13 protein-coding genes and 2 tRNA genes are annotated in these 13,692 nt (G+C 36.5%); 5 read left to right on the top strand and 10 right to left on the bottom strand.

Annotated features, from left to right (window positions below; all coding sequences use genetic code 11):
• Positions 1-115: 115 nt before the first annotated feature.
• Positions 116-736 carry an endonuclease III gene (gene nth, locus LQV47_RS02035; protein ID WP_230033259.1) on the bottom strand — a complete coding sequence of 207 codons (621 nt, stop codon included), beginning with the start codon at positions 734-736 and terminating at the stop codon, positions 116-118.
• 33 nt (positions 737-769) lie between these two features.
• Between nth and bcp the strand changes: the two genes are divergently transcribed.
• Positions 770-1,219 carry a thioredoxin-dependent thiol peroxidase gene (gene bcp, locus LQV47_RS02030; protein ID WP_230033257.1) on the top strand — a complete coding sequence of 150 codons (450 nt, stop codon included), beginning with the start codon at positions 770-772 and terminating at the stop codon, positions 1,217-1,219.
• Positions 1,220-1,285: 66 nt separating this feature from the next.
• On the opposite strand, the gene LQV47_RS02025 is transcribed toward bcp, so the two are convergent.
• From LQV47_RS02025 to LQV47_RS02005, 5 genes are read right to left on the bottom strand one after another with little or no spacing between them, the layout of a single operon-like run.
• Positions 1,286-1,819, bottom strand: coding sequence for a GNAT family N-acetyltransferase (locus LQV47_RS02025; RefSeq protein ID WP_230033256.1), 534 nt, complete (start codon positions 1,817-1,819; stop codon positions 1,286-1,288).
• A complete protein-coding gene (locus tag LQV47_RS02020) occupies positions 1,788-2,450 on the bottom strand; it encodes a hypothetical protein (RefSeq protein WP_230033254.1) in 663 nt (220 codons plus the stop codon). Before LQV47_RS02020 ends, LQV47_RS02025 begins: the two co-directional genes overlap by 32 nt.
• Before the next feature lie 32 nt (positions 2,451-2,482).
• On the bottom strand, positions 2,483-3,565 hold the full coding sequence (locus tag LQV47_RS02015) for a mannose-1-phosphate guanylyltransferase (RefSeq protein WP_230033245.1): 1,083 nt from the start codon (positions 3,563-3,565) through the stop codon (positions 2,483-2,485).
• Positions 3,566-3,567: 2 nt separating this feature from the next.
• Complete coding sequence (locus LQV47_RS02010) at positions 3,568-4,158, bottom strand: SprT-like domain-containing protein (protein ID WP_230033243.1); 591 nt, start codon at positions 4,156-4,158, stop codon at positions 3,568-3,570.
• A gap of 1 nt (position 4,159) precedes the next feature.
• Complete coding sequence (locus tag LQV47_RS02005) at positions 4,160-5,482, bottom strand: TolC family protein (protein ID WP_230033241.1); 1,323 nt, start codon at positions 5,480-5,482, stop codon at positions 4,160-4,162.
• Positions 5,483-5,666: 184 nt separating this feature from the next.
• Between LQV47_RS02005 and LQV47_RS02000 the strand changes: the two genes are divergently transcribed.
• The 3 genes from LQV47_RS02000 to LQV47_RS01990 all read left to right on the top strand — a co-directional run bounded on the left by LQV47_RS02000 (position 5,667) and on the right by LQV47_RS01990 (position 7,137).
• Entirely contained in the window at positions 5,667-6,911 is a 1,245-nt protein-coding gene (locus LQV47_RS02000; protein WP_230033239.1) for a folylpolyglutamate synthase/dihydrofolate synthase family protein, read from the top strand.
• Positions 6,912-6,952: 41 nt separating this feature from the next.
• A tRNA-Val gene (locus LQV47_RS01995) sits at positions 6,953-7,027 on the top strand.
• A gap of 35 nt (positions 7,028-7,062) precedes the next feature.
• Positions 7,063-7,137 (top strand) — tRNA-Val (locus tag LQV47_RS01990).
• 49 nt (positions 7,138-7,186) lie between these two features.
• Here LQV47_RS01990 and LQV47_RS01985 read toward each other — a convergent pair.
• From LQV47_RS01985 to LQV47_RS01970, 4 genes are all read right to left on the bottom strand, one after another.
• The gene (locus LQV47_RS01985; RefSeq protein ID WP_230033237.1) at positions 7,187-8,071 is read right to left on the bottom strand and encodes a glycosyltransferase; all 885 of its coding nucleotides are present in this window, start codon (positions 8,069-8,071) and stop codon (positions 7,187-7,189) included.
• Between the two features lie 4 nt (positions 8,072-8,075).
• On the bottom strand, positions 8,076-9,041 hold the full coding sequence (locus tag LQV47_RS01980) for a glycosyltransferase family 9 protein (protein ID WP_230033235.1): 966 nt from the start codon (positions 9,039-9,041) through the stop codon (positions 8,076-8,078).
• A 2-nt stretch (positions 9,042-9,043) separates the two neighbouring features.
• Entirely contained in the window at positions 9,044-9,463 is a 420-nt protein-coding gene (locus LQV47_RS01975) for a SufE family protein (protein WP_230034228.1), read from the bottom strand.
• 145 nt (positions 9,464-9,608) lie between these two features.
• Entirely contained in the window at positions 9,609-10,703 is a 1,095-nt protein-coding gene (locus tag LQV47_RS01970; protein ID WP_230033232.1) for a glycosyltransferase, read from the bottom strand.
• Positions 10,704-11,012: 309 nt separating this feature from the next.
• Here LQV47_RS01970 and LQV47_RS01965 point away from each other — a divergent pair, with 309 nt between their 5' ends.
• On the top strand, positions 11,013-13,553 hold the full coding sequence (locus tag LQV47_RS01965; protein ID WP_230033230.1) for an ATP-dependent Clp protease ATP-binding subunit: 2,541 nt from the start codon (positions 11,013-11,015) through the stop codon (positions 13,551-13,553).
• Positions 13,554-13,692 lie beyond the last annotated feature (139 nt).

Genomic DNA, 13,692 nt, shown 5'->3' with positions numbered 1-13,692 from the left:
CATTGATCTTTTTGCCAAAACCTTATAGATTTTTGAAACCTATAAGGTTACGGGCTGTAAAATACATCAGAATAGCCAACTATTTCTGAGTTCAGATAGATATCAATGGTGTCTTTTATTTCTCAAACATCATTTTGGTAATGAAATCCTTGTCCCCCTTTCCTCTGGCCGGTGAATATTCTCTACCATAGAAAATGATCTGAAGATGAAGTTTATTCCAAACCTCTTCGGGAAACAGATTTTTTGCATCACGCTCTGTTACCACTACATTTTTCCCTGATGTCAGTTTCCATTGTGTCATCAAACGATGGATGTGTGTATCCACTGGAAATGCCGGGAATCCGAATCCCTGGCTCATGACTACAGAAGCGGTCTTATGCCCCACTCCGGGAAGCGCTTCCAATTCTTCATATGTTTGAGGGACCACTCCATTATGTCTTTCCAATAAAAGCTCGGCCATCCTTTTCAGGTTTTTAGCTTTGGTATTGGACAGTCCTATTTCTTTAATCAGTTCTTTGATCTGATATTCTTCCAGTTTTGCCATTCTTTGTGGAGTTCCTGCTACGGCAAAAAGATCGGGAGTCACCTGGTTTACTTTTTTATCTGTCGTTTGGGCAGAAAGTGCCACTGCAACCATTAATGTATAAGGATCAGTATGATCCAAAGGAATAGGTGTGGTAGGATATAATTTATCCAGTTCTATCTGAACGAGCTCGGCTCTTTGTTTTTTTGTCATGTAACCCTTAAATTTGAACAAAATTAAATCATTATGCTGAAAGTTGGAGACAAATTACCTGAATTTGAAGGAATAAATCAAGATGGAGAAACAGTATCCTCATCAAAATTAATTGGAAAAAAGCTGATTGTTTTCTTTTATCCTCAAGCGAACACCCCAACATGTACTGTAGAGGCCTGTAATCTGAGTGATAATTATTCCAGGCTTGAGAAGGCCGGTTTTCAGTTATTGGGAATAAGTGGGGATTCTGTAAAAAAGCAGAAAAATTTTCATAGTAAGTTTGCATTCCCATATGATCTTATTGCTGATGAAAATCATGATATCATTGAAAAATTTGGAGTCTGGCAGGAAAAAAAGACGTTCGGAAAAACCTATATGGGAATTGTAAGAACAACTTTTATTTTTGATGAAAACGGAATCTGCACAAGACTCATTGACAAAGTAACTTCAAAAACAGCTGCCGAGCAAATTTTGGAGGGATAGTCTTTTAATACAAATAGATTCACGAATATCATTTGTGAATCTATTTGTATTTTTTTATTGTGATTATTAGTCTGTTTCGTAATAGTTTAATTCTTCATCCTCACCGGGAAGAGTAATATGTTTTTGAAATTTCAGCCCCAGTTTCTCAATCAGCTTCTGAGAAGATAGATTATCTTTTGAAATAATGGCAGATATTTTCGACAATCCGAACTCTTCCATTGCAATGGCTTTAACCTTTTGAGCCGCTTCATAAGCATATCCCTGACCTTCAAACTCTTCCAACAGAGAATATCCGATATCCACAACATCAAGACCATCTCTTTCAAAGATTCCTACTCCTCCAATCTTGTTATTCCCTTCTTTAGTCATGACAAGGTAATTTCCGTAGCCTAATCTTTCAATCTGCGGAATAAATTTATTTCTGATATAATCTTCAGCAGCATCAACTGTTTTAATATTACGATCACCAATATACCGGATAAACTTTGGGCTGTTATAAAGTTCAAAGATAAGCTCCTTATCTTCTAAAGACATTGGACGGAGAATCAATCGTTCAGTTTCGTAAGATTTATTTTCGTTTGGTAGTTCTTTTTGGCTCATCTTTCGGTTCTTCTTTTTTCTCGATCTTTAAAAGACGGGGGTTATTAGCACATTTTTTATTATAAAGCTCAATATAGGTCCCATTATCTTTTACATTGGCTATTTCTCCTGTAGATTTATTTACGGTCAATGTATAATGAGTTTTTTGATAAGGGCATTCCTTTGATGTCAGTTTTCCCAGATCTAAATAATAGTTGGTGCGGTCTTCATGATAATTGCCTGCAAGATCTTTAAATTCCTCATCTACAAGATATCCGTCAGCGGTCAGCACAACAGCTGCCTCTTCAGCATTATCGATCTTACCTACAAATTTTTTCAGGCCATCCACATCCATAATATAGCTGATTTTACCTCCTGCCGAGTAAGCAATATAATAAAAGCTGTCTTCACTTGGAAACAGATTAAAACCTGAAAACTGAGGGGTGTAGCTTATCTTTCCGCCAGAAGTTTTTAGCTCCTGGCCCTTGCCATAGCTATTATATACCAGCACCCATGAATCTATTTTGTCATCGGGTTCTATACGTTGTAGAATATTTGGAATGTTTGAAAACTTTTTCTTTTCCTGAGCATATCCCAGGAATCCTAAAAGTACAAATACAAGAATCGTGAATTGGGTGGTAATTTTTATCATACTTTAGAAATCAGCAGAAATATACCAATTTTTTACATAAATTTATCTCCTTTTTTAAAGCTTTTTAAATCGAGAACGTAATCCTTGATCAGCTGATCATTATCGCGTGGGCAGATAAGAAGGGCCTTATCGGTATCTACAACGATATAATTTTCCAGGCCATCAATAATGACCGCCTTATTATTGTTTTTGAGACGGATAATATTTCCTTTAGAATTGTAGGTCAGTAAATGCTTTAATTTTACAGCATTCCCGTTTTCATCTTTATCCGTATTTTCGTATACAGAGGTCCATGTACCCAGATCACTCCATCCTAAATTGGCAGGAATTACATATACATTTTTTGCTTTTTCCAGAATTCCGTTATCTATGGAAATTTTCTGTACTTTAGGGTAAATGGTTTCAATGCAGCTGTTTTCATTTTCAGAATTATATTCGCAGGCCATAAAATGCTGCATCATCTCGGGCAGGTACATTTCAAAAGCGTGATGAATACTTTTTATATTCCAGATAAATATTCCTGCATTCCACAGGAAGTCTCCACTTTCCAGAAAATTCTGGGCAATTTCAAGAATAGGTTTTTCTGTAAATGTTTTTACTTTAAAATATTCTGAGCCTTTTTTCTCTACAAACTGAATATATCCATATCCCGTATCAGGTCTTGTAGGAGTAATGCCCAGCGTTACCAGGTAATCATGTTTTGAAGCAAGGTCAAAAGCAAGCTCTACTTTTTCCAAAAGTACATCTTCCTTAAGAATCAAATGATCTGCCGGAAGAACAATCATGGTGGCATCAGGGTTAATTTCAGCGATCTTATTAGCCATATACAGGTTACAGGCCGCTGTATTTTTCATCAGGGGTTCACCTACAATGTTTTCTTCAGGAATCTCAGGCAGCTGCTGCTGGGAAAGTGCAACATATTCTTTATTCGTAATCACGAATATCTGTTCTTTAGGAATAAGCTTACTGATTCTGTCATAAGTCTGCTGAATCATAGTACGCCCGACTCCTAAAATATCCTGAAACTGTTTTGGAAATTTCTGTGTACTCATCGGCCAAAACCGGCTACCGATTCCACCCGCCATTATCACACAGTATCTATCTGATTTTAACATTCTTAGCTACATTTTTCTACCCTTGCTAAAGGTTTGAAAGAATACTTTCTTCCAGTAGCCAGGTTCTTACAAAGATAGTTTTTTTTAACCAGACCTTCTAATAAATACTTTTCGTTGCGGTATATAAAAAATTCTCCCTTTTGTAGCTCCTCAATAAACTGCAGGCTATCATCTTGTTTTTCAGTATGAAAATATCTTACAAGATCAGGGCTAGCCATAAAATTTGCTTTAGGTGCTTTTGAAAACTTTACAATGATCGGCTTTAGATCCTCATCATAAATATCAAGACTTTCAATAAGCATTTTTCTAAATGTTTCTTTCCATTCATTACCATGGGGAGAAATTCTTCTTCCATATTTCTCAAAAGCAATTAAATGTGCCAGCTCATGCGTCAGCACAAAGAAAAAAAGCTGTGGAGTAAGAGTAGAGTTTACTGTAATTTCATGGGAATTGTCCGGAAGCTTTCTATAATCTCCCAGTTTGGAATTCCGGTTTCTTGTAACTTTTATATGAATATAATAATCTGAAAACCAGACTCTTAAATACGTAAGCGTGTTTGGTGGTAAATATTTTTCTAATGATTTAATCGGCATTTTACAAACTTAATGGAATTCCTGCATAGAAATTCAACAGCTTAAGGCTGAAAAGATAATTATATTTCGCCTGTGCTACTGATCCCTGTGCATTTGCATAATTATTTCTTGCAACATTTACGTCATAAATGGTTGATCTTCCTGCAGCATAGCTTTTATCAGCAAAATCAAGAGCCAGCTTTGAGCTTTTCTCTGCTTCTACAGCAGCCAGATAATTTTCATAATTGGCATCTGCGTCAAACTGGGCTTTCTGTATATTTTGTCTTACTGTTTGTTTCTGCTGTTCAAGGGTAATTTTGCTAACACTTTCATTTAATTTGGACTGCTCAACCTGTAATTTTGTTTTCCCTTTATTGAAAATAGGGATATTAAGTGATAATCCTACATTTTGTCCAAACTGATCTTTATATTGTTCAAAAAATGTTCCCTGCACCACACCTGGAGGAACATTAAATTGCCTATTATAGAAAGTGTTAAGACCAGCACTTGCTGTTAATGTAGGCCAGAATGCCGTTTTACTTACCTCAGTTTGTGCTTCAGCAGATCTTATCCTGCTTTCGGCTGCTTTTATCTGGGGTTGTATATCATAGGCTTTTGTAAGAACCTCGTCAGCCGTTACCAACTGTGAATCTAGTGCTTCAGGAATATCTACATTTTCCACATCAAAATCTTTATAATCTGAAAGTTGCAAAAGCTGAGCGATCGCAAACAGAGCTCTTCCTACATTAACCTCTGCGGTCTTAAGATTTTGCTTTTCTCTCGCCCAGGCTGCCTCTGCTTCCGCTAAAACAGTCTGTGCGGTAGTCCCAACCTGAGTGGTTATCTTTGCTCTGTCATGCTGTTTTTTAGCATTTTCTACAGCGCTTTGAGAAATCTTAACAATTTCTTTGTTCAATAAAGCGGTTAAATATTGCTGTGCAATTTGTACCGAAATATCATTTTTAATTGCTTCAATATCATACTGGCTGGCCTCTACATCAAACTGGAGTTTTCTTACATTCTTCTCCAATCTCCCATTGTTATAAACCAAAATATCGGCACCTACACCAACACTGTTATTGAATCTATCGTTTCTATAACTTCCTGCTCCTAATGATCCTTGCCCGAAACTCACCCCACTCGTAATACTCCCCGATACGGAAGGCAAATAGTCTTTTTTTGCTGCTTTAAGGTTGTATTCTTGGTTTTGTTTGGTATATTGATTTTGGATAACCTGAAGATTATGCTCCACTGCATAGCTTACACATTCTTTTAAGGACCATTTCTTTTGAGCGTTCAATCCCAAACAGCCTAATCCAAAAACGATAATCCAAACTTTTTTCATATGTATATGTTTATTTGTTCTTAATGGTCATATGGAATCGTGTCATCTTCATCAGTATTGTAATTTGTAAATCACAACGATTTCATATTAAGATTTTTCCCTATTAGACGAACTAAATATAAAAAAGTTACAGATTGAAAAAATTATTGTTTCATTTTAGTAAAACTTTTGAGAATTTTGCACCATGACACATGAACAATACCAGGAAGCTATAGACTGGCTTTTCATACAGATGCCCAACTATCAGACAGACGGGCAGAAAGCTTATAAACCGGGACTGGATAATATTATTAAACTTTGCGCTTTTTTCGGAAACCCTCAGGAGAAGTTAAAATGTATCCATATCGGAGGGACCAACGGAAAAGGATCTTCAAGCAATATGCTGGCTTCTGTACTGCAGGAGGCCGGCTATACAACTGGCTTATACAATTCTCCCCACCTTATCGACTTTACAGAACGTATCAAAATTAATGGTAAAAACTGTGATCAGGAATTTGTTTTTAATTTTATTCAAAAACTTAAAAAGCTCCCTGAAAATATCCTTCCTTCTTTTTTTGAATTTACCACCATTATGGCTTTTGAGTATTTTGCCCAGCAGCAGGTAGATTTTGCCATTATTGAAGTTGGATTAGGCGGAAGACTGGATTCAACAAACATTATAAAACCTCTGATCTCCGCTATCACTAATGTTCAGCTTGATCATCAAAACATATTGGGAGACACTATTGAAGAGATTGCAGGAGAAAAAGCAGGGATTATCAAACCCAATACCCCCATTATTTCAGGCGATGAAAACGAATTGGTAAAAGATATCATCAGAGAAAAAGCGGCACGGGAAAATGCTCATTTTATAGACTCCACATTACTTCCTACTACCCTTACCTCAGATTTAAAGGGAAATTATCAGCAGAAGAACATCCGTGTGGTATTGGCTATGATTGAAGAATTAAAAAAATTAAGTATTAAAATTTCAGATGAAGCCATTGAGAAAGGCCTGCTGAGTGTTCATCAAAATACAGGCTTCATTGGCCGTTGGTTTGAGTTTTCAAAGAATCCGCTTACTATTTGTGATACGGGACATAATCAGGCCGGTTTAGAGTATGTTTTTTCACAACTTAATTCTATAGACAGGCATAAGCATGTCATTTTGGGATTTGTGAACGATAAAAAGATAGATGAAGTGATGGATTTACTTCCCGAGAATTCTGAATTTTATTTTGCAAAACCATCTATCAATAGGGGAAGACACCCGGACGATTATGAAAATCTACTGCGCGAAGCAAAAATTTTTTATAAAATTTTCAATTCTGTACAGGAAGCCTATCTTTCTGCAAAAGAGCGGTGTACAAATGAAGAAATGATTTTTATCGGCGGAAGCAACTTTGTAGTTGGAGAATTTTTAGAAAAAAATTTGGAGATTTCTAAATAAGTCGTATATTTGCACCACTCTAAACGAGGAAACAAGTATAGGGGCTCTTAGCTCAGTTGGTTCAGAGCATCTGGTTTACACCCAGAGGGTCGGGGGTTCGAATCCCTCAGGGCCCACACAAAGGTAACTGAAGCCTTTCAAAAAAAGTTCAGGGCTCTTAGCTCAGTTGGTTCAGAGCATCTGGTTTACACCCAGAGGGTCGGGGGTTCGAATCCCTCAGGGCCCACAAAATCTCTCAGGAAACTGGGAGATTTTTTTATTTTAAGGATAAAAGGTTATTTCATTTTCCTGAGCAATACACCCAGTTTATAAAAATCAAAACACTTCATGTGAGGGTTTTCCGAAAGAAGGTTCTTTTTAACTTTTCTTTCAAAGATCCCATATATAAGAAGAAATAGAGAATCCAGTTTTAATTGCCTTAATTTCATCGCCGCCCTATATACCTTAATATCTTTTATAAAAGCAATATTTTGGCTGCCTTTTGAAAGCTTACACAAAGAATTCATACCTATTGATGCTTTTCTTAGAAAAACCTCATTACTGGTATCATCAAAATGAATAACAGGATTATTAATCGCCAGAAACTTTACCTTATTCAGCTCAAGGAGTTTTGCAAAAATAAAATCTTCGTAGCCATACTCCGTCAGCTCTTCATTAAAAGGAAATTTCTCGAAAACCTCTTTTTTGATGATAAAGTTTACGGTTTTAAACAGTGAAAAATCAGCCGACTGATCTCCCGAAAAAATCTCTCTTTCCACAGAGTATCTGTTTCTGAGTGTGTTGGAGTATTGAGATGCAATTTTAAAATTGCCGTATATCAATTCTATATCCGGCTGCTTTTTTAGTTGGTACAAATAGTTCTGAAGAAATTTTTTGCTGTCGATCTTTACATCACAGTCTAAAAACAGAAGATATTTTCCTCGCGCATATTGTAGAAAAAGATTCCGGATTTTGGATCTTCCAATATTTTCTTCCAGAAAAATCAAATGATGAACATGATCCTGAAGAGAAGTGTTAATTTGTTTAAAAGAAGTCTCTGAAGCGTCATCAATCAAAATAATCTCCGCATCAATGCCATTGATATCAATTTCTTTTTTTAACCCAACGACGAGTTCACGGACATCAAAATTAAATACGGGAATACATATTGAAAGCTCCATGTCATCAGATTTTGTCTATCACTTTTTGGATATTAAATTCTTCAAGACATGCCCAATCTCCCCTGTAGCATTCTTTATCGCCAAAAACAGAACATGGCCTGCAGGTAAGATCTTTTACCTGAACCACGTCGTCTTCACTTTGTCCAAATCCTAAAAATCCGGCGTAAGGATGCGTTGCTCCCCATATGGAAACACATCTTGTCCCTACAAGACTTGCCAGGTGCATATTGGCAGAATCCATAGAAATCATCACTTCCAGTCCTGCTATTTTATGAAGTTCTTCCGTAAGGCTCAACTTTCCGGAAAGGCTTTTCGTGTTAGGGATCTGACTTTCCCAGTTTTCAAGCGTTTCTGTTTCCTTCTTTCCTCCCCCAAAAAAATAGACGGTATTTTTTTGCGCCAGTATTCTAGCCAGTTCAAATGATTTTTCCAAAGGAAGCATTTTTCCTCTGTGTTGGGCAAAAGGAGCAAAACCTATCCCCGATTTATCTCCGGAAAGAGGTCTCAGCTTTTCTGAAAGCGTTACCTGAAAGCCCATAGCACGGAATACATCAGCATACCGTTCCACTGTTTTTTTCAGCTGTACTTTATTCAGGTTCCAGACATCTGTAAGGTGCTCTTTTTCTTCCTTTCCTTTGTCTATTTTAAAGACTTTCAGGCCTCTTCTTGCGTAAAATTTATCTAAGACTTTAGTTCTGATCACATCATGAAGATTGGCAATATAATCCGGACTGAATTCCTTGATCAGCTCATTACTTAATCTTCTTAACCCAAAAAAACCTTTATACTCATCCAGATCAATTCCCTTGAATATCACATTCGGAATTCCTGCAAATAAGGCTTCAAAATTCTTCCTGGAAACCATAATAATTTCCACATCAGGATTTTGTTCCAGAAACTCTCTGAAAACAGGTGCCGTCATGGCAACATCTCCAAATGCAGAAAAACGATATGCTAAAATTCTGGTCACGGTTATGATTTCAATTGATAAGCAACAGCGTAAAATTTGATTTGTTTGGTCATTGCCATCAATCCATTGGCTCTTGATGGGGAAAGGAATTCCTGTAATCCTATTTCTGAAATAAATTCAAAATCTGAATCTAATATTTCCTGGGTAGAATGACCACTGTAAATACTCACTAAGAGAGAAACAATTCCTTTTGGCAATATTCCGTCAGAGTCTGCATTAAAGAAAAGTTTTCCTTCTTTAAACTCAGCATCAATCCACACTTTACTCTGGCAGCCTTTAATAAGGTTGTCGTCTATTTTCTTATCTTCTGAAAGCCCCTTTAGTTCTTTACCAAGGTCAATGATATATTCATATTTCTGCTCCCAATCTTCAAGAAACGCAAATTCGTCGATAATTTCCTGCTGTTTTTCTTTAATGGTCATTTTTAATCCTATTTCTTTCTGCAAAGATAATTAATTTTAGACTTTTAATTTTTTAATTCAATTTTCATTGTATCTGATCAATAAATCATTGCTGTATATGATAAAAATATAAAATTAAATAGGATAGTCCCTATGTTTTAAAAAATTATTGAGATGCCTTTTGGATGATTTGAAGTAATTTTATTTCCTCATTTTCCCAGCATAGAGCTTCTGAAGCTCTTTCAAGCTCTTGCTGATAATTGACTCTGCCTTTGTTTAAAACCTTTTTAATAGCAGCAGCTATATGTTCAGGATGATGGCTTTGAATAATCTCCCCTATATCAAACTGATTTTTAATATTTTGCATTTCAGGAAAATCTGACAGAATTAAAGGAACCCGGGCCTGAATGCAATCCAGAATTTTATTGGGTAGTGAGTAGAGATAGCTGTCACCTCCATTTTCTTCAATACTCATTCCGCAATCTGCCATTACCGTAATATTTCTTAGCTCATCAGGTATTAATTTTCCAAGGAACTTTACTTTATGCTGAAGGTCTTCTTTAATGACGAGATTTTCATATTCTTTTTTCTTCGGCCCATCTCCTGCAATGTGTAATATTACATTATCAAGATGATGCATGGCAAGAATCACTTTGTTTATTCCACGAAATGGATTGATTGCTCCCTGGTACAAAAGCATTTTAGGGTTATTTTCAGGAATTTCAATATCAAACCCCATTTTTCTTGGGGCATTTTGGATCACTACGGGAAGTATTCCGTATTTGTTATGAAACCATTGCGCATAGCTTCCGCTCGCTGTAATCATAAATTTCAGCTTTGGAATAATTGTGTTTTCCAGATACCGCCATAGCTTTTGTGACATTTTACCCTGAACAGCGGGCATTTCCGAAAAAATTTCATGGCTGTCAAAAATCAATGGAATATTTAATTTCTGAGAAAGAAGATAATTAGGAAACAAGGCGTCCACATCGTTAGCATACAGAATGGTATTCTGATCTGCTTTTTTCTTTATCTGGTGGTACAATTTCCAGTTGAATTCAAAATAAGCTGTTTTTAAGCTTTTTGAACCCAGATGTACTCTGGAGAAAGAATATGGGCGCTCCATTTTTACTGCTCCGTTCCAATCGTTCCCTATCAAATCTATCTGATATTCATTTTCATACAACGTTCTGCATATTTTTTCAATGCGCTGATCGGTATATAAATTACTGAAAGCAGATATAATGATTTTTTTATTCATCAGCTTTTCTTCCCAAACAATAAATGGCAGACCTGAATAAAACAAAAACAGCCAATCATATTAACGACTCTGATTTTTCTTACATCTTTCAGTATGAAACTCAATACAATAAAAACGGAAGCAGAATAGCCAATATAAGTAGTTATCTCGGGATTCATGGGGATTTTTTACGATTAACAAACTTAATCATTTTCAATAAGATAATAAAATTTTTTCTGCCATAAAGTCATTAATTGATTTTTGGTAAAATATTTGTAATTTAGATAATGAATAAAAAGCAACGTTGCTTTTATTCTAATGAGATATATTATGGATTATAAGTTTTCACAAGGTTTGAGCCAGGTGTTCAAACAAAGCAAAAGCGAAGCTAAAAGGCTGAAAAGTGAATTTCTCAATACAGAACATCTACTTTTAGGTATTATAAAAACGGAAAACTCTGCAAAAGAAATCCTTCAAAACCTTAATGCGGATTTAACACAAATCAGAAGAAAAATTGAAACTCTAAATACAGCAAGTCTTAATCCTATTTCTGAGGAGGTTACCAATATTTCTTTCACCAAGATGGCAGATCATGCTATTAAGCGTGCAGAGTTAGAATGCAGACAGTATAAAAGCAATGAAATTAATACCGTTCACCTGCTTTTGGGCATTCTTTATAAATATGAGGATCCTACTTCAAATATTCTAGGGGCTTATGACATCGACTACGAGGGTGTTTCAAGAGAGTACCAGACTATGCTTAAAAATTCCGGACAGGCACCACAGATGAGTGCTTATGATGATGATGATGAAAGAGAGGAATTTGAGCAGATGAGAAAGCCTACAGGAAATTTAGGCTCTGCAAAAAGTAAAACGCCTACATTGGACAACTTTGGTAGAGACTTAACTTCTTTGGCCAGAGATGGAAAATTAGATCCTGTGATAGGCCGTGAAAAAGAAATTGAGAGAGTTTCTCAAATCTTATCACGAAGAAAGAAGAACAACCCTCTTCTTATCGGGGAGCCGGGAGTTGGTAAATCTGCTATCGCAGAAGGGCTGGCTTTAAGAATTCAGCAGAAAAAGGTCTCCAGGGTTCTTTACGGAAAACGTGTGATCACTTTGGATCTGGCAAGTTTAGTAGCCGGAACAAAGTACCGTGGTCAGTTTGAAGAAAGAATGAAGGCGATTATGACTGAGCTGGAAAAAAACAGAGATGTCATCTTATTCATTGATGAGCTTCATACCATTGTAGGTGCAGGTAGCTCTACGGGAAGCTTAGATGCTTCCAATATGTTTAAACCGGCGTTGGCAAGAGGTGAGATTCAATGCATCGGGGCTACTACCCTGGATGAATACCGTCAGTATATTGAAAAAGACGGAGCATTAGAAAGAAGATTCCAGAAAGTAATGGTGGAGCCTACTTCTATAGAGGAAACCATTCAGATTCTGAATCAGATTAAAGATAAGTATGAAGAGCATCACAATGTCATTTATACTCCTGAAGCGATTCTGGCGTGTGTCAATTTGACATCAAGATATATTACAGACCGCTTTTTACCGGACAAAGCCATTGATGCTATGGACGAAGCAGGTTCCCGTGTTTATATTAAGAACATGAAAGTTCCTACTGAGATCATTGATTTTGAAAAGAAAATTGAGGATATCAAAGAAATGAAGCAGAAAGCGGTAAAAGCACAGGATTATCTTGAGGCAAGAAAGCTTAAGGATGAAGAGGAACGTCTTCAGATGGAACTGAATGCAGCACAGGAAAAATGGGACAAAGATGTAAAAGAGAAGAAGGAAACCGTAACAGAAGAAAATGTGGCGGAAGTAGTTTCTATGATGAGCGGTGTTCCTGTAACAAAAGTGGGCAAAAATGAGCTTGATAAATTAGCTCAGATGGATGAGAAACTGAACGGAAAAGTGATTGGTCAGGAAGATGCTGTGAAGAAAGTAGTGAAGGCTATCCAAAGAAACAGAGCCGGTCTTAAAGACCCTAACCGCCCAATTGGTACTTTTATCTTCCTTGGAACAACCGGGGTTGGTAAGACGGAGCTTGCAAAAGTAATGGCACGAGAACTTTTCGAATCTGATGAATCTCTGATCCGAATCGACATGAGTGAGTACATGGAAAAATTTGCCGTTTCAAGATTGGTTGGAGCGCCTCCGGGATACGTTGGATATGAGGAAGGCGGCCAGCTAACGGAAGCAGTAAGAAGAAAGCCTTATGCTGTGGTTCTTCTGGATGAGATTGAAAAAGCTCACCCTGATGTATTCAATATTCTGTTACAGATCCTGGATGAAGGTCACGTTACCGATAGCTTAGGTCGAAAAATAGATTTTAGAAATACGATCATTATCCTTACTTCCAATATCGGAACCAGAGACCTTAAAGATTTCGGTGATGGTGTAGGTTTCGGAACTTCAGCTAAAAAGACCAATACAGATTCAAGAGCAAGAAGTACGATTGAAAATGCCCTTAAAAAAGCATTTGCTCCTGAATTCTTAAACAGAATCGATGATATTGTCATCTTCAACTCTCTTGTACAGGATGATATCAAGAAAATTATTGATATCGAGCTTAACAAGCTTTATGGCAGACTTGAAAAATTAGGTTATAAAGTAGAATTAACTGAAGAGGCTAAAGACTTTATTTCTGAAAAAGGATGGGATAAAGATTTCGGTGCAAGACCATTGAAACGGGCAATTCAGAAATACATTGAGGATTTACTGGCAGAAATGCTTGTGAATAAACAATTGAATGAAGGAGAAACCGTTGTCCTTGAAGTTAACGAAGCCAAGGACGGATTAATTGGAAAAACTTCAAAGCCTAAGAAAACGGCGGCTGAAAAGTCTTCTCCCCAGTCTTAAAATAAATGAATTTAACACTTATAAAAAAGCATCGGAAAATTTCCGATGCTTTTTGTTTTTTCGTAAGTTTTCGTTACATCCTTTCTGATATGGCTATTTTCATTAAAGGTAAGAAAGTACAAACGTCTATATGGTTTTA

Source organism: Chryseobacterium sp. Bi04 (genome assembly GCF_918698085.1).
Taxonomy (GTDB): domain Bacteria; phylum Bacteroidota; class Bacteroidia; order Flavobacteriales; family Weeksellaceae; genus Chryseobacterium.
Note: the sequence above shows the minus strand (reverse complement) of the source record. Positions and strands in the feature narration are given on the sequence as shown.

Excerpts from the sequence above, each read along its gene's own strand:
- nth (WP_230033259.1), bottom strand. The coding sequence starts at position 736 with ATGACAAAAAAACAAAGAGCCGAGCTCGTTCAGATAGAACTGGATAAA.
- LQV47_RS02010 (WP_230033243.1), bottom strand. The coding sequence starts at position 4,158 with ATGCCGATTAAATCATTAGAAAAATATTTACCACCAAACACGCTTACG.
- LQV47_RS01970 (WP_230033232.1), bottom strand. The coding sequence starts at position 10,703 with ATGAATAAAAAAATCATTATATCTGCTTTCAGTAATTTATATACCGAT.
- LQV47_RS02000 (WP_230033239.1), top strand. The coding sequence starts at position 5,667 with ATGACACATGAACAATACCAGGAAGCTATAGACTGGCTTTTCATACAG.
- LQV47_RS01985 (WP_230033237.1), bottom strand. The coding sequence starts at position 8,071 with ATGGAGCTTTCAATATGTATTCCCGTATTTAATTTTGATGTCCGTGAA.
- LQV47_RS02020 (WP_230033254.1), bottom strand. The coding sequence starts at position 2,450 with ATGATAAAAATTACCACCCAATTCACGATTCTTGTATTTGTACTTTTA.
- LQV47_RS02015 (WP_230033245.1), bottom strand. The coding sequence starts at position 3,565 with ATGTTAAAATCAGATAGATACTGTGTGATAATGGCGGGTGGAATCGGT.
- LQV47_RS02025 (WP_230033256.1), bottom strand. The coding sequence starts at position 1,819 with ATGAGCCAAAAAGAACTACCAAACGAAAATAAATCTTACGAAACTGAA.
- LQV47_RS01975 (WP_230034228.1), bottom strand. The coding sequence starts at position 9,463 with ATGACCATTAAAGAAAAACAGCAGGAAATTATCGACGAATTTGCGTTT.
- LQV47_RS01965 (WP_230033230.1), top strand. The coding sequence starts at position 11,013 with ATGGATTATAAGTTTTCACAAGGTTTGAGCCAGGTGTTCAAACAAAGC.
- bcp (WP_230033257.1), top strand. The coding sequence starts at position 770 with ATGCTGAAAGTTGGAGACAAATTACCTGAATTTGAAGGAATAAATCAA.
- LQV47_RS02005 (WP_230033241.1), bottom strand. The coding sequence starts at position 5,482 with ATGAAAAAAGTTTGGATTATCGTTTTTGGATTAGGCTGTTTGGGATTG.